Below are 15,343 nucleotides of genomic sequence, written 5' to 3'. Positions count from 1 at the left end.
CCGCCGCAGCGTGCGGGGCCGTCAGTCCTCGCCGTAGCGGGGGTCCACCGTCTCGGGGGTCAGGCCCAGCAGCTCCGCCACCTGTTCCACGACCACCTCGTGGACCAGGGCCGCCCGGTCGTCACGCCCCTTCGTGCGGATCTCCACCGGCCGCCGGTAGATGACCACCCGCCCCGGGCGCCCCTCGCGCGCGGGAACCGTGCCGCCGAGGGGGACCGCCTCGTCGTTCCAGGTCCGGCCGTCCAGGCGGGGGACCTCCAGGACCAGGAAATCGATGTCGGCCAGCTGCGGCCAGCGGCGTTCGAGGCGTTCCACGGAGTCCTGCACCAGGTCGGCGAAGGCGTCGGCACGGCTCGCGGCGAGCGGGACCTGGGGTGGTGCGATCGGGCCGCGCATGCCCCGCCCGTGGCGATCACGGCGGCGGGGCCCGGGGCCGGCGGCACGGGGCGGTACAGGGGTGTCCATCACTGCTGAAGCGTAGTCCTCGTGGCCGCTGCGTGTCCGATCCCCATGTCGTGGCAGGGGTGGTGTTCGGCCGCGCGTACGGCATTGTCGGCAGATGACCATTCCAGCCAAGGTTGGGCTCGTTTCCGTATCTCTCCGAGACTGTCGTTGGCGAGGTGATTGACGGGGTTTGTGGTGAGTGGTGACCGGTCCCAGGGATGTTCGGGATCTCGGAGGCAGGCTTCCTTGCAGGTCAGCGAGTTGGGACAGAAGGGGTGTGTGGGGTGTTTCACAGCACGACACGGTGGAGTGACCTGGGGGAGAGTCGTCGCGGCCCGCTCAAGAGTGCGGTACCGTCCAACGTCGTGAGCCCTGTACGTCGCTGTTCGCGCACCGCTTGCGGCCGTCCCGCCGTCGCGACGCTGACGTACGTCTACGCCGACTCGACCGCGGTCCTCGGCCCGCTCGCCACCTATGCCGAACCCCACTGTTACGACCTGTGCGCCGAGCACTCCGAGCGCCTCACCGCCCCGCGCGGGTGGGAGGTCGTGCGCCTGCTGGACGGCTCGGCTCCGGCCCGCCCCAGCGGCGACGACCTGGAAGCGCTTGCCAACGCCGTGCGCGAGGCGGCCCGTCCGCAGGAGCGGGCGGCCGAGGCCGGCGGGGCCGGCGGTCGCGGGGCCGACCCGATGGAGGTCGCGCGGCGGGGTCATCTGCGGGTACTGCGCTCGCCCGACAACTGACGGCCGGGCCGCTTCCCTCTTCCGCTTTCTCGCGCATTCTCCCGCGCTTTCGTCTCGTTGAATGATGCACGGTCATTGACGCGTACTTGTCGCGGACACGACCATTCCGTTATGCCGGAGCGAGAAATCGCTTTCCGCATGACGGAAACCGGGGAGGCGCCCGTGTACGTCCAGGAACTGGAACCCGTCGCCGGCTCGCTGGGCCTGTCCGCCCTGGTGGCCGCGCTGCCACTCGTGATCGTCCTGGTCCTGCTGGGCGGGGTCCGGATGAAAGCGCACCTGGCGGGGCTCACCGGACTTCTGGCGGCCGTTCTGGTCGCCTGGCTCGCCTACGGCATGCCGCTCGACCAGACGCTCTCCAGCGCCGCCCAAGGCGCCGCCTTCGGGTTCTTCCCCATCCTGTGGATCGTCGTCAACGCCCTGTGGGTGTACCGGATGACCGTCCGCACCCGGCACTTCGACATCCTGCGCAGGTCCTTCGGACGGCTCTCCGACGACCCGCGCATCCAGGCGCTCGTCGTCGCCTTCTGCTTCGGGGCTCTGCTGGAGGCGCTCGCCGGATTCGGGGCGCCCGTCGCGATCTGCTCGGTCATGCTCGTCGCCCTGGGCTTCGAACCGGTGCGGGCGGCGGTCGTCGCCCTGGTCGCCAACACCGCGCCGGTGGCCTTCGGCGCAATGGGCACGCCGGTGGTGACACTGGCTCAGGTCACCGGACTGCCGCTGGACGACGTGGCGTCCGTGGTGGGGCGTCAGACGCCGTTGCTGGCCCTGATCGTGCCCCTCGTGCTGGTCGGGCTCGTGGACGGACGGCGCGGACTGCGGAAGACCTGGGTCCCTGCCCTGGTCTGCGGATTCGCCTTCGCCGTCGCCCAGTTCGCCGCCTCCAACTACGTCTCCGCGCAACTCGCCGACATCGGCGCCGCCTTGGCCGGGGCGGGCGCCCTGGTCGCCGTACCGCACGCGCGTGTGCCCGCCGCCGAGGCGGTACGCGCGTCCGTGCTGACCGGCGCGAGGAGCGAGGAGCTGGACGAGGACGATCCGCAGCGCGAGGTCGTACGGGCCTACGCGCCGTACGCGTTGATCGTCGTGATCTTCTCCATCGCACAGATCCCGGTGGTCAAGGACTGGCTCGCCAAGGCGACACAGACGTACGACTGGCCCGTCCTGAACGTCGCGAACCCGGCCGGCGAGCCGGTCGGCGGCAATGTCTTCAGCTGGCCGATCGTGTCCACCGGCGGCACGCTCGTGCTGATCGCGGGCGTGTGCACGGCGGTCGTTCTCGGTGTGCACACGCGCGTGGCCGTCAGGGAGTGGGCCGCGACCGTGCACGAGTTGAGGTTCGCCATTCTGACCGTGACGTCCGTGCTGGCCCTCGCGTACGTCATGAACCTCTCCGGCCAGGCCGCCACCATCGGCTACTTCGTGGCCGCGGCAGGCGCCGGGCTCGCCTTCCTGTCCCCGGTGCTGGGCTGGTTCGGTGTGGCCGTGTCCGGGTCGGACACCTCGGCCAACGCACTGTTCGGCGCGTTGCAGGTGACCGCGGCCCATGAGTCGGGGCTCTCGCCGGAACTCCTGGCCGCCGCCAACAGTTCAGGTGGTGTGCTCGGCAAGATGATCTCGCCGCAGAACCTCACCATCGCCTGCGCGGCCGTAGGACTCGCGGGCCGGGAGGGGGACCTGCTGCGGCGGGTCCTGCCGTGGAGCATGGGCCTGCTGCTGGTGATGTGCCTGATCGTGGTCGGCCAGAGTTCACCGGTGCTGGGCTGGATGCTGCCCTGATCTCCGCGCTGACCTCAGGTTACGGCTCGGGGTCCAGTAGGTGGCCGCACGTCCCGCTGTCAGTGGGTGCGGGTAGTTTGGGGCGACCGATAGGACTTTCAGGAGGGTTGGCCGTGGCTGATCTGTCACAGCTCGTGAAGGCGTACGACGTACGCGGGGTCGTCCCGGACCAGTGGGACGAGTCACTGGCCGAGCTCTTCGGGGCAGCCTTCGTCGAGGTGACGGGCGCGAGCGCGATCGTCATCGGTCACGACATGCGCCCTTCGTCCCCCGGCCTGTCCCGCGCCTTCGCGCGCGGGGCGGCGGCCCAGGGCGTCGACGTCACCGAGATCGGTCTGTGCTCCACGGACCAGCTGTACTACGCCTCGGGTGCGCTGAACCTCCCGGGCGCGATGTTCACGGCCTCGCACAACCCGGCCCAGTACAACGGCATCAAGATGTGCCGCGCGGGCGCGGCCCCGGTCGGCCAGGACACCGGCCTCGCACAGATCCGCGAGCTGGTCGAGGGCTGGACCGAGTCGGGCGCCCCGGCCCCGGCCGCGCGGACGGGAACGATCACCCGGCGCGACACGTTGGAGGACTACGCGGCCCACCTCCGCTCCCTCGTCGACCTGACCTCCATCCGCCCCCTGAAGGTCGTGGTGGACGCGGGCAACGGCATGGGCGGCCACACCGTCCCGACCGTGTTCGGCGGCCTCCCGCTGGACGTCGTCCCGATGTACTTCGAGCTGGACGGCACCTTCCCGAACCACGAGGCGAACCCGCTGGACCCGGCGAACATCGTCGACCTCCAGAAGCGGGTCCGCGAAGAATCCGCCGACCTCGGCATCGCCTTCGACGGCGACGCCGACCGCTGCTTCGTCGTCGACGAGAACGGCAACCCGGTCTCGCCGTCCGCCATCACCGCCCTGGTGGCCTCGCGCGAGCTCGCCAAGCACGGCGGCAAGGGCACGATCATCCACAACCTGATCACGTCCTGGTCGGTCCCGGAGGTCGTCAGGGAGAACGGCGGCACCCCGGTCCGCACCCGCGTCGGCCACTCCTTCATCAAGGCGGAGATGGCGAAGTCCGGCGCCATCTTCGGCGGCGAGCACTCCGCCCACTACTACTTCAAGGACTTCTGGAACGCCGACACGGGCATGCTGGCCGCCCTCCACGTCCTCGCGGCCCTCGGCGGCCAGGACGGCCCCCTGTCCGCCCTGGTGGACCAGTACGACCGCTACACCGGCTCCGGCGAGATCAACTCCACCGTCGCCGACCAGGCCGACCGCCTCGCCGCCATCAGGACCACGTACGAGGCCCAGGACGGCGTGACACTCGACGAACTCGACGGCCTGACCGTCACCACCGCCGACTGGTGGTTCAACGTCCGCCCCTCCAACACGGAACCGCTCCTCCGCCTCAACGCGGAGGCCCGGGACGAGGCGACGATGACGAAGGTGCGGGACGAGGTGCTGGGGATCATCAGAGCCTGACGGCCGGGGCATCGCCGGTCCAGGAATCTTCAGCCCGTCCGGCGTTTGAGGACGAGGCCGCAGGCCGAAGCGGGGGTCCAGGGGGCGGCAGCCCCCTGGCGGGGTTGAAGGGGCGGAGCCCCTTCAAGGGATGGGACGGGTAGGGGCGGCGGGGGCGAAACCCCCGACGGAAACCACAACGCCGCCCAACCCCGGCACCCCGCCCCCACCGGCGGTACGCTGACCAGGCACATCCGCACACACACCCGTACCACCCCCACCCGCCCGAGAAGGGACCAACCATGCCGCTGGAAGCCGGCCTCCTGGAGATCCTCGCCTGCCCGGCCTGCCACGCCCCCCTCAAGGAGCAGGACACCGAGCTGATCTGCACCGGCCAGGACTGTGGCCTGGCGTACCCCGTCCGCGACGGCATCCCCGTCCTGCTCGTCGACGAGGCCCGCCGCCCCGCGTAACGCGCCGCCCGCGACGTACGACGTCCAGCCACCGGCACGGAACCGACGACCGCCCGCCGACACGACACCGGCAGCCGGCGACGAACGAGGACACCGCCGACCGGCGGCCGAAGACCGCAGTCGGCAACCGGCAGTCGCAACCGGCAACGCACAAGGCCTGCGGCAACCGGCAACTGACGACCCGCCCGAACAGACAAGAAACCCCGCGACCGAGCAAAGCCCCCCGGCGCACAACCCGCGCAGGACCCCCGCCCCAAGACAACCCGGCGATCGGAGGCTGCCGCCCATGCTCGACGAATCGCTGCTGGACACGCCGGAGGCGCTCGCCGAAGCCGACCGCCGTGCCCTCCTGCGCGGCGCGGCCGAAGCCGGCGCCCGCGTCCGCACCGCCGCCCGGCACGCCGCCGAGGCAGGCGTCCACGACCTCAAACCCGACGGCCGCCCGCGCGCCATCATCCTCGCGGGCCCCGGCACCGCCGCCATCGGCGTCGCCGACCTCCTCGGCACGCTCGTCGGCGCCACCAGCCCCGTCACCCGACTGGCCCCGGCCGGCGTCGCCCCCGCCGCCGGCGCCCTGCGCTGGGAACTGCCCGGCTGGGCCGGCTCCGTGGACCTCCTGCTGATCACCACCCCCGACGGCACCGAGCCGGGCCTGTCCCTGTTGGCCGAGCAGGCCTACCGGCGAGGCTGCACGGTCGTCGCCGTGGCCCCGGCAGGCTCCCCGCTCACCGAGGCGGTGCACAACAACCACGGCCTGTTCGTGCCGATGGCGACCGCCCCGTACGAGCAGGACGAGGCGGTCGCCGCCTCCGCCCCCGGCGTGCTGTGGGCGCTGCTCACCCCGCTCCTGGCGCTCCTCGACCGCACCGGCATGCTCACCGCCCCACCGGACGCCCTGGAGAAGGTCGCCGACCGCCTCGACCACATCGCCGAGCGCTGCGGCCCCGCCATCGCGACCTACAGCAACCCCGCCAAGACCCTGGCCGCGGAACTCGCCGACGCGCTCCCGCTGATCTGGACCGAGGGCGTCTCCGCGGGCCCGGCAGGCCGCCGTTTCGCCGCCGCGCTCGCCGAACTCTCCGGCCACCCCGCCCTCGTCGCCGAACTGCCCGAGGCGCTCGCCTCGCACAACGCCCTGCTCGCGGGCAAGCTCGCGGCGAGCGCCGACCCCGAGGACTTCTTCCGCGACCGCGTGGAGGAGCCACCCGCCCTGCACGCGCGCGTGGTGCTGCTGCGCGACCGCCCCCTGGGCGGCCTCACCGCCGCGCCCGCCGCCCGCGACCTGGCCCTGAGCCATGACACGCCGATCAGCGAACTGGAGCCGGAACCCGGCGGCGAGCTCGAGACCCTCGCGGAACTGATCGCCATCACGGATTTCGCCGCCGTTTACCTGGCGCTCGCCTCGGGAGCCTGATCTGTCTCAGGACGCCCCGGCAGCCGTACGGCAGAGGAACCGAACAGGAACCCACGAGGTACCGACGAGGAACCGACGGTCGTACACCAGGCGAACCCGCGTCCTCCAGGAAGAGAAGCCGTCGTAGTCGTACTCGACCCGCAGAGAGCAGGCAGAGACCCGCATGGACCGCCTCGACAACACCGTCCGCCCCTACGCCTGGGGTTCCACCACCGCCATCCCGGAGCTCCTCGGCGTCGAGCCGACCGGCGAACCGCAGGCGGAGATGTGGATGGGCGCGCACCCGGGCGCACCCTCGCGCACCGCGCGCGGGACACTCGTCGAGGTCATCGAGGCGGCCCCGGAGCGCGAGCTGGGCGCTGCTGCCGTGGCGAAGTTCGGCCCCCGGCTGTCCTTCCTGCTCAAGATCCTCGCCGCCGGCGCCCCGCTCTCCCTCCAGGTGCACCCCGACCTGGAGCAGGCGAAGGAGGGTTACGCGGACGAAGAGCGCCGGAACATCCCCGTGGACGCCGGCCACCGCAACTACAAGGACGCCAACCACAAGCCCGAACTGATCTGCGCGCTCACCGAGTTCGACGGGCTGTGCGGTTTCCGCGACCCCCTCCAGGCCGCCGACCTCCTCGACGGCCTCGGCGTCGACTCCCTCAAGCCGTACGTCGACCTGCTGCACGCCCACCCCGAGGACGCGGCCCTGCGCGAGGTGCTCACCGCGATCCTCACCGCCGACCCGGCCGACATGGCCCGTACCGTCACCGAGGCCGCCACCGCCTGCACCCGCCTCGGCGGCGACTACGCCCCGTACGCCGACATCGCCCACCACCACCCGGGCGACCCCGGCGTCATCGCCGCCATGCTGCTCAACCACGTCCGTCTCCAGCCCGGCGAGGCCCTGTTCCTCGGCGCCGGCATCCCGCACGCCTACCTGACCGGCCTCGGCGTCGAGATCATGGCCAACTCCGACAACGTCCTGCGTTGCGGCCTCACCCCCAAGCACGTCGACGTCCCCGAACTCCTGCGCATCGTCCGCTTCGAGCCGAGCGACCCGGGCGTGCTGCGCCCTGAGGCCGCCCCGGACGGCGAGGAGGTCTACGAGACCCCGATCGACGAGTTCCGGCTGTCCCGGTACGTCCTCCCGGAGGGCACCACCGCGCACGACCTCACCCGCCCGACCCCGCAGATCCTGCTCTGCACGGCGGGCAACGTCCGCGCCGGCGAGCACGAGCTGACGCCCGGCCGGTCCGTCTTCGTACCGGCGGGTGAAAAGGCCGAAGTGTCCGGTGCCGGTACGGTCTTCCGGGCCACGGTCGTCGCCTGACCGAGGGCATCGGACGACCCGGCGCGTCGTTGTCGGACCGGGCTGCAACAATGGCCCACCGGCAAAGGACGGGCAAAGCCATGGGGGGCGCACGCTCCCCTCGGCGAGACCCGGGACGGCGCACCGGCGTACGTACGAAGGCCACGACGGCCACGAAGGCCACGACGGCCCGACGGCAACGAAGGCTCCGAAGGCGAAGGGACAACGCGACACATGAGCGCGTCAGGCGGAACCAAGGCGATCGTGGCGGCACTCGCCGCCAACCTCGCGATCGCGGTATCGAAGTTCGTGGCGTTCGCGTTCAGCGGCTCGTCGTCGATGCTCGCCGAGGGCGTGCACTCGCTCGCCGACTCCGGCAACCAGGCCCTGCTGCTGGTCGGCGGCAAGAAGGCCCAGCGCGAGGCGACCCCGCAACACCCCTTCGGCTACGGCCGCGAACGCTACATCTACGCCTTCCTCGTCTCGATCATCCTCTTCTCCGTCGGCGGCATGTTCGCCCTCTACGAGGGCTACGAGAAGATCAAGCACCCGCACGAGATCGAGCACTGGTACTGGCCGGTCGGCGTCCTCGTCTTCGCGATCATCGCCGAGACCTTCTCCTTCCGCACGGCCATCAAGGAGTCCAACGTCCTGCGGGGCAGGAAGTCCTGGAAGGAGTTCGTCCGCCACGCCAAGGCCCCCGAGCTGCCCGTCGTCCTGCTGGAGGACCTCGGCGCGCTTGTCGGCCTGATCCTCGCCCTGGGCGGCGTCGGCCTGGCCCTGATCACCGGCGACGGCGTCTGGGACGGTATCGGCACGATCTGCATCGGTGTCCTGCTCGTCCTGATCGCGGTCGTCCTCGCCATCGAGACCAAGTCGCTGCTGCTCGGCGAGTCCGCGGGCGCCGAGGAGACCACGAAGATCGAGGCCGCCATCGTCGACGGTGACACCGTCACCCGCATCATCCACATGCGCACGCTCCACCTCGGCCCCGAGGAGCTCCTGGTCGCCGCCAAGATCGCCGTCCAGCACGACGACACGGCCACCGAGATCGCCGCCGCCATCGACGCCGCCGAGGCCCGCATCCGCGAGGCCGTCCCGATCGCCCGCGTGATCTACCTCGAGCCCGACATCTACAGCGAGACCGAGGCGGCCAAGGGCGCCGACCGCGAGGCCACGCCCGGGGGACCGGCACCGCACGGCGCGGGCCACTGACGCCCACGCATCCCGAGGGGCCCACCGGAACCGATCCCGGTGGGCCCCTCGCCCATGCTGCCTCCGCCTGCGACAGCCCGTCAGACCTGTGCCGTCCACGGCGGCGGGGGCGGGACGACCGCCCGGGCCTTCCGCCGTACGACCACGGCGGCGATGCCCAGGCCGACCCCGGTCAGCACCAGCACCAACCCGAGGATCATCGCCGTCCCGAGCACCGCCGGCATGGTGTAGTCGTCGAGCACCCGCCCCCGGACCGCGGACACCGGCAACGTCCCGCCCTGGTCGTCGAGAAAGGCCCGCGAGTCAAGGGCGTTGGCGCGATGGTCCCCCAGCAGGAACAGCCGCCCCTCCGGGACCCGCACCTGGTAGGGGGGCATGGCGGACCCGCCGGCGGCATCCCCGTCCTTCAGATACGGCTCTTGGAGCGGCTTCCCGTTCACCGTGACCCGCGCATCCGCCCCGCTCCCCGCGCAGCACGCCACACGGTCGCCACCCACGCCGATGACCCGCTCCATCACCAGCCCGTCGAAGCCGTACCGATCCGGATCCGAGAACAACACGACGTCCCCGGCCCGCACCTCACCGCCGTCGACCCGCTCGTAGAAGATCCGGTCACCCGGCCCGTACGTCGGCCCCATGCTGTCGCTCGACACGACGGAACCCCCGAAGCCCGTCCGCGCGTACGCCAGACCCCCGAGCCCCAACAACAGCCCTACCAGCCCCACTACAACGGCAGCGATTCCCAGCCCCCGCCCCTTGCCGGCCATAACACCCCTCCCATGCGGCCCATCCGCGGCCGCAGAGCGTAGCGGGTGCACGTGACCCGTATCCCCCATCCGGGTGAACGGGCCCGTGCCCGGAACCTGGGAATGCGGGCCCGCACACGCGCCTACCCGACCTCGCGCAGCACCCCCACGACGGCCGATCCGTCCGCCGCGGCCGGCAGCCGCTCCCTGAACCCGGCGTCCATCAACTTCCGCGACAGCAACGCCAGGATCCGCAGATGCTCGTCACCCGCGGCTGCTTCGGGTACGGCGATCACGAACACCAGCCTCGCCTTCGTACCGTCCGGCGAGCCCCACGACCGGTGCCGTCACCGCATCCGTCTTGGCATGCGGAATCGCGATCTCCTTCCCGAGCCCGGTCGTCCCCTGCACCTCCCGCCGCAGCGCGGTCGCCACCAACTCGTCGACATCCGCGACCTTGCCGGTACGGGCCGGCAGCTCGCTCATCTCCCGGATCGCGGACTCTTTGTCGTCCGCGCGGAGTTCGACCTGCACCGTCTGCTGCGTGAGGTAGCCGGAGAGAACCTCACCGACAGCGGCCTCGGGGACCGGAGCGCTGCCCGCCTTCTCCTTTGACGCCACGGACTCCTCGGGTGCCGCGGGGGACACACTCGCGTCGCTCGCCGCCCCCGACTCGCGTACGGCAGTGCGCTGCGCCAACGACACCGCCGCCACCCGGCCCGTCATGTGACCGACGCCATCACCAAGAACAACACCTCGCCCATCTCCGCTCGCCCCCGCCACAAGCCCTTGGCGGACGGGATGGATGGCGCGATCTGTTCGAAGGCGGACTGGGGTCGGCCGGGCCTCCCGGTGTAGCTTGGGACGGAGCCAGACGTCGCTGCTGATGGCGGTCGGGCGGTCCCGATGCGGACCGGCCGAGGGAGAGAGGGCCTCCGACGGACTGCGCTGCGCGCACGCGGGCATGCCTGTGTCCTCTTCGGGCACCCCTGTGTCCGCCGCCGCGCAGACCAGCCGTACCCACCTCGCCCCGATCCCGAGGAGCAGCTCGTAATGACGACTGTCGAGAACCGACAGGACTTCAAGGTCGCCGACCTCTCCCTGGCCGACTTCGGCCGCAAGGAGATCACCCTCGCCGAGCACGAGATGCCCGGCCTGATGGCGATCCGCAAGGAGTACGCCGAGGCGCAGCCCCTCGCGGGCGCCCGCATCACCGGCTCCCTGCACATGACGGTGCAGACCGCCGTCCTCATCGAGACCCTGGCCGCCCTCGGCGCCCAGGTCCGCTGGGCCTCCTGCAACATCTTCTCCACCCAGGACCACGCCGCCGCCGCGATCGCCGTCGGCCCGAACGGCACGCCCGACAACCCCCAGGGCATCCCGGTCTTCGCCTGGAAGGGCGAGACCCTGGAGGAGTACTGGTGGTGCACGGAGCAGGCCCTGACCTGGCCGGACAGCCCCACCGGCGGCCCGAACATGATCCTGGACGACGGCGGTGACGCCACCCTCCTCGTCCACAAGGGCGTCGAGTACGAGAAGGACGGCAAGGTCCCGTCCGTCGACACCGCCGAGTCCGACGAGCACCGCGTCATCCTCGAGCTCCTGCACCGCACCATCACGGACGGCTCGCAGAAGTGGACCCAGCTGTCCTCCGAGATCCGCGGCGTGACCGAGGAGACCACGACCGGCGTCCACCGCCTGTACGAGATGCAGCGCGACGGCACCCTCCTGTTCCCGGCGATCAACGTCAACGACGCCGTCACCAAGTCGAAGTTCGACAACAAGTACGGCTGCCGCCACTCCCTCATCGACGGCATCAACCGCGCCACCGACGTACTGATCGGCGGCAAGACCGCGGTCGTCTGCGGCTACGGCGACGTGGGCAAGGGCTGCGCGGAGTCCCTGCGCGGCCAGGGCGCCCGCGTGATCGTCACCGAGATCGACCCGATCTGCGCCCTCCAGGCGGCGATGGACGGCTACCAGGTCACGACCCTCGACGAGGTCATCGACAAGGCCGACATCTTCATCACCACGACCGGCAACAAGGACATCATCATGGCCTCGGACATGGCCAAGATGAAGCACCAGGCGATCGTCGGCAACATCGGCCACTTCGACAACGAGATCGACATGGCCGGCCTCGCCAAGGTCCCGGGCATCGTCAAGGACGAGGTCAAGCCGCAGGTCCACACCTGGACCTTCCCGGACGGCAAGGTCCTCATCGTCCTGTCCGAGGGCCGCCTGCTGAACCTGGGCAACGCCACCGGTCACCCGTCCTTCGTGATGTCCAACTCCTTCGCGGACCAGACCCTGGCCCAGATCGAGCTGTTCACCAAGCCGGACGCCTACCCGACCGGCGTCTACACGCTGCCCAAGCACCTGGACGAGAAGGTCGCGCGCCTCCACCTGGACTCGCTCGGCGTGAAGCTGACGAAGCTCCGCCCCGAGCAGGCCGCGTACATCGGTGTCGAGGTCGAGGGCCCGTACAAGCCGGACCACTACCGCTACTGAGCCGAGCAGACCTCCGAGGCAGGCCCCCGCACCCCCGTGTCGGGGGCCTGCCCCTTTGGCCGTGCGGCACCTCACTCGGCCCACGCGACCACCTTTTGTGTCCGTGGGACCGAGCCCCGCGCAGCCGGACCAGGCCGTCAGGCACTCAGACCCTCAGGCCGCCAAGCGGCCCAGAGCCACCAAGAGCCATCAAGACCCAGGACCCCGATGCCCCGCGGCCGCTATTCGCTCCATGATCCGCACGATCACACCCCCCTCGCAGAAGAGCACTTCCACTGCGCCCCCGGCCCTTCCGGCTGGCGCTACGTCTCCCAGCTGACCACCCCTGCGGGCGAGCACAGCGGCTCCGTCGACCTCACCCTGGACGAACTCGGCCGCCCTCTCCGGCTCGAACTCCACGCAGGTGGCTGGCAGGTACGCGGTGCCGCCCTCGACGGCGTCACCTGGGTCCGTACCGACCCCGCCGGGGCCCATGCCACGGAAGGCAATGTGCGCGCCCACGCCTTCACCGGGACGTCCCCCGCGTTCCTCATCGCCACCACTCGTCTCCTGCGCCTCACCCCTTCCGACTCGGCAAACCGCGTACGCCTCGTGGCCCTCACGGACCCGGTCCTGGCCCCGCGCACCGTGGACCAGTCCTGGGCCTTGGTGAACAGACAAACACACGCCACTGACAACGGCCCCTTGGCCGTGGACGCATACGAGGTCACGGCCCTGGACACGGGCGAGCGGCACGTCGTACACATCGCGGGCGACGTGGTCCTCGCGGCACCGGGCATCGAACTGGAGGACCTGGACTCGCCGCCCTCGACGTTCGCCTGAGCGCTCGGCGGAAACCTTGACCGGGGAGGGCGCCTAAGCCGGCGGGACGAAACCGGTGGAGGGCCGGTCGTCCGACGGAGTCTGTGGCGCCGGGGCCGCCTCCGTGCCGTACGGCGCACGCGAAGGCGGTGCAGCGGTAGCGGGCGCAGGAGCCGTGGTCGGCATGACCGACGGACCGTACGCACCAGGTCCACCACCCGCAGCACCGGCGTCGACGGGCCCTCCACCCGCGGCCGACCCGTTGCCGAAGGCCCGCCGCGCCTCGCGCGTCTGCCGTTCTTGCAGAACCGCCGCCAGATACGCCGCCGGCGGCACACCCTCGGGCGCCGGTGCGCCCGTACGCGCCGCGAGGTCGGTCGCAAGGCGCTCCGCCATGCTCCAACCGACCTGAGGGTCGAGTTGCTGCATCCGCATCAGGTACTGGCGAATGGCCAGCCACAGGTCACTGGGCACCGCCGAAAGGTCAAGCCCCGAGAACCGCCCGGCCAACCACGGCGGAGGCGGGGGAACGAAGCCCGTCCGCGCGAGTGGCACCCGTTCCCGTACGACGAGCGTCCCGGCGAACACATCACCGAGCCGCCGCCCGCGCGCGGACACCAACGAAGAGATGACAGCGATGACGCCGAGCGTCATCAGAATCTCGATCACACCGATGAGGCCACGCACCAGCGCGTGCCGGAACCGGATCGGTCCGCCGTCATCGCGCACCACCCGCAGCCCACACGCAAGCTTCCCGAGCGAGCGCCCATGGCTCAGCGTCTCGACCGCGATCGGCCCGCCGACCAGCAGCAGAACGAACATCGCAATCGACAACGCCGTCTGCGCCGCCTCGTCCAAAGAAGCCGTCGCCGCCACCACACCAAGGGTCACGACGATGTACGCCATCAATGCCACGGCCAGATCGAGCAGCACGGCCAGCGCCCTGCTGGGCAGCTTCGCGGGGCGCAACTCCAAGGCCACCGCCTCACCCGTCACCAGCTCACTCACGCCGAACGTCCTTCCCCTGACCTGCCCTCGGAATGGCCAGTCTGCCAAGCTGAGGGCGCATTGCGCCGCAGTACGACAAGCTGACACCTACGACGAGTCGCCGACGAACAGCCGAGGAGCAGAAAACCAGATGGACCTCGACGTCTTCGTCACCGCCCACCGAGCCGAGTGGGACCGCCTCGACGCCCTCCTCGGACGCCAGCGCCGCCTCACCGGCGCCGAGGCCGACGAACTCGTCGCCCTCTACCAGCGCACGGCGACTCATCTGTCCCTGATCCAGTCCAGCGCCCCCGACCCTCAGCTGACAGGTCGGCTCAGCCAACTGGTGGCACGCGCGCGCAGCGCCGTGACAGGCACCCGACGTGCCTCGTGGCGAGACGTCACACGCTTCCTCACCCAAGGATTCCCAGCCGCGGTCTACCGGTCGCGCCACTGGTGGGTCCCCACCGCGCTCCTCTCCACGCTCGTCGCCGCCCTGCTCGGCTGGTGGATAGGCACCCATCCCGAAGTACAGGCCACCATCGCGGCCCCCAACGAGTTGCGCGAGCTCACCCGCCCAGGCGGCCAGTACGAGACGTATTACTCCAGCCACCCCGCGGCGTCCTTCGCGGCACAGGTCTGGACGAACAATGCCTGGGCCGCCGCTCTCTGTCTGATCCTCGGCGTCTTCCTGGGGCTCCCGGTGCTCTGGATCCTCTTCCAGAACATGCTCAATCTGGGCGTCGGCTTCGGCCTGATGTCCTCGGCAGGTCGCCTGGACACTTTCCTAGGCCTGGTCCTGCCCCACGGCCTCCTCGAACTGACCGCGGTCTTCGTCGCCGCCGGCACCGGCCTCCGCCTGGGCTGGACCCTCATCGACCCGGGCCCCCGCACGCGACGCTCAGCCCTGGCCGAGGAAGGCCGAGCCGCGATCGGCATGGCGATAGGCCTGGCCCTGGTCCTCTTCGTCTCCGGCGCCATAGAAGGTTTCGTCACCCCATCGGGCCTGCCCACCTGGGCACGCATCAGCATCGGCGTCGTCGCTGAACTCTCCTTCCTCGCCTACGTCTATGTCCTCGGCGGACGTGCCGCCCGCGCCGGAGAGACGGGCGACGTCGACGCGACCGAGCGCAGCGCCGCCGTTCCGACCGCGGCCTGATGTGCGTACACACCTGTTGAGCTGCTAGTCTCCTCTTCGCCCCGCAGGAGCCGTTGACACGGAGCTGGCGGGGAGGTAGATTCGAACAGTTGCCTGGAAGTGGATGAAAGTCCCGCCGGGCAGAGTGAGTGTCTGTCTGCTTCAGCGGAATGTTGATTCCCGAGAAGCCCCTCCCGATGAATCGGAAATGAGTGGCCGGTCAGTCCGGCCCGGAACTTCTGATAAAGTCGGAATCGCCGGAAAGGGAAACGCGAGAGCGGGAACCTGGAAAGCACCGAGGAAATCGGATCGGAAAAGGATCTGATAGAGTCGGAAACGCAAGA

Annotated in this window: 13 protein-coding genes and 1 pseudogene; 10 read left to right on the top strand and 4 right to left on the bottom strand. The window is 70.6% G+C overall.

From position 1 onward, the window contains the following. Positions 1–21: 21 nt before the first annotated feature. A complete protein-coding gene (locus KUM44_RS31760) occupies positions 22–465 on the bottom strand; it encodes a metallopeptidase family protein (RefSeq protein WP_217213225.1) in 444 nt (147 codons plus the stop codon). Positions 466–809: 344 nt separating this feature from the next. On the opposite strand from KUM44_RS31760, the gene KUM44_RS31755 reads away from it, so the two are divergent. From KUM44_RS31755 to KUM44_RS31725, 7 genes are all read left to right on the top strand, one after another. Further along, a complete protein-coding gene (locus KUM44_RS31755) occupies positions 810–1,187 on the top strand; it encodes a DUF3499 domain-containing protein (RefSeq protein ID WP_374202093.1) in 378 nt (125 codons plus the stop codon). A gap of 162 nt (positions 1,188–1,349) precedes the next feature. After that, positions 1,350–2,966, top strand: a complete 1,617-nt coding sequence (locus KUM44_RS31750) for an L-lactate permease (protein WP_217213223.1) — start codon at positions 1,350–1,352, stop codon at positions 2,964–2,966. A 107-nt stretch (positions 2,967–3,073) separates the two neighbouring features. Next, the gene (locus KUM44_RS31745) at positions 3,074–4,441 is read left to right on the top strand and encodes a phosphomannomutase/phosphoglucomutase (protein WP_217213213.1); all 1,368 of its coding nucleotides are present in this window, start codon (positions 3,074–3,076) and stop codon (positions 4,439–4,441) included. Positions 4,442–4,722: 281 nt separating this feature from the next. Continuing rightward, complete coding sequence (locus tag KUM44_RS31740) at positions 4,723–4,893, top strand: Trm112 family protein (RefSeq protein WP_007382472.1); 171 nt, start codon at positions 4,723–4,725, stop codon at positions 4,891–4,893. A gap of 286 nt (positions 4,894–5,179) precedes the next feature. After that, complete coding sequence (locus tag KUM44_RS31735; protein ID WP_217213212.1) at positions 5,180–6,307, top strand: SIS domain-containing protein; 1,128 nt, start codon at positions 5,180–5,182, stop codon at positions 6,305–6,307. Positions 6,308–6,470: 163 nt separating this feature from the next. Further along, positions 6,471–7,622 carry a mannose-6-phosphate isomerase, class I gene (manA, locus tag KUM44_RS31730; RefSeq protein ID WP_217213211.1) on the top strand — a complete coding sequence of 384 codons (1,152 nt, stop codon included), beginning with the start codon at positions 6,471–6,473 and terminating at the stop codon, positions 7,620–7,622. Between the two features lie 213 nt (positions 7,623–7,835). Further along, the gene (locus KUM44_RS31725; RefSeq protein ID WP_217213210.1) at positions 7,836–8,816 is read left to right on the top strand and encodes a cation diffusion facilitator family transporter; all 981 of its coding nucleotides are present in this window, start codon (positions 7,836–7,838) and stop codon (positions 8,814–8,816) included. A gap of 80 nt (positions 8,817–8,896) precedes the next feature. Here KUM44_RS31725 and lepB read toward each other — a convergent pair whose 3' ends face one another. Further along, the gene (lepB, locus tag KUM44_RS31720) at positions 8,897–9,583 is read right to left on the bottom strand and encodes a signal peptidase I (protein ID WP_217213209.1); all 687 of its coding nucleotides are present in this window, start codon (positions 9,581–9,583) and stop codon (positions 8,897–8,899) included. 122 nt (positions 9,584–9,705) lie between these two features. Next, positions 9,706–10,339, bottom strand: a pseudogene (locus KUM44_RS31715) (PTS sugar transporter subunit IIA); the annotation flags it as partial. A gap of 276 nt (positions 10,340–10,615) precedes the next feature. On the opposite strand from KUM44_RS31715, the gene ahcY reads away from it, so the two are divergent. Further along, positions 10,616–12,073, top strand: coding sequence for an adenosylhomocysteinase (gene ahcY / locus KUM44_RS31710; protein ID WP_217213208.1), 1,458 nt, complete (start codon positions 10,616–10,618; stop codon positions 12,071–12,073). Positions 12,074–12,280: 207 nt separating this feature from the next. Continuing rightward, positions 12,281–12,895 carry a hypothetical protein gene (locus tag KUM44_RS31705; protein ID WP_217213207.1) on the top strand — a complete coding sequence of 205 codons (615 nt, stop codon included), beginning with the start codon at positions 12,281–12,283 and terminating at the stop codon, positions 12,893–12,895. Positions 12,896–12,928: 33 nt separating this feature from the next. On the opposite strand, the gene KUM44_RS31700 is transcribed toward KUM44_RS31705, so the two are convergent. Further along, a complete protein-coding gene (locus tag KUM44_RS31700) occupies positions 12,929–13,882 on the bottom strand; it encodes an RDD family protein (protein ID WP_217213206.1) in 954 nt (317 codons plus the stop codon). 130 nt (positions 13,883–14,012) lie between these two features. On the opposite strand from KUM44_RS31700, the gene KUM44_RS31695 reads away from it, so the two are divergent. Further along, entirely contained in the window at positions 14,013–15,020 is a 1,008-nt protein-coding gene (locus tag KUM44_RS31695) for a stage II sporulation protein M (protein WP_217213205.1), read from the top strand. Positions 15,021–15,343: the final 323 nt, after the last annotated feature.

Origin of the sequence: Streptomyces sp. AC550_RSS872, from assembly GCF_019049285.1 — a bacterium.
Lineage (GTDB): Bacteria > Actinomycetota > Actinomycetes > Streptomycetales > Streptomycetaceae > Streptomyces.
This window is presented reverse-complemented; position numbering and strand designations above follow the sequence as displayed.

Excerpts from the sequence above, each read along its gene's own strand:
- manA (WP_217213211.1), top strand. The coding sequence starts at position 6,471 with ATGGACCGCCTCGACAACACCGTCCGCCCCTACGCCTGGGGTTCCACC.
- KUM44_RS31695 (WP_217213205.1), top strand. The coding sequence starts at position 14,013 with ATGGACCTCGACGTCTTCGTCACCGCCCACCGAGCCGAGTGGGACCGC.
- KUM44_RS31735 (WP_217213212.1), top strand. The coding sequence starts at position 5,180 with ATGCTCGACGAATCGCTGCTGGACACGCCGGAGGCGCTCGCCGAAGCC.
- KUM44_RS31740 (WP_007382472.1), top strand. The coding sequence starts at position 4,723 with ATGCCGCTGGAAGCCGGCCTCCTGGAGATCCTCGCCTGCCCGGCCTGC.
- KUM44_RS31725 (WP_217213210.1), top strand. The coding sequence starts at position 7,836 with ATGAGCGCGTCAGGCGGAACCAAGGCGATCGTGGCGGCACTCGCCGCC.
- lepB (WP_217213209.1), bottom strand. The coding sequence starts at position 9,583 with ATGGCCGGCAAGGGGCGGGGGCTGGGAATCGCTGCCGTTGTAGTGGGG.
- KUM44_RS31705 (WP_217213207.1), top strand. The coding sequence starts at position 12,281 with ATGCCCCGCGGCCGCTATTCGCTCCATGATCCGCACGATCACACCCCC.
- KUM44_RS31760 (WP_217213225.1), bottom strand. The coding sequence starts at position 465 with ATGGACACCCCTGTACCGCCCCGTGCCGCCGGCCCCGGGCCCCGCCGC.
- ahcY (WP_217213208.1), top strand. The coding sequence starts at position 10,616 with ATGACGACTGTCGAGAACCGACAGGACTTCAAGGTCGCCGACCTCTCC.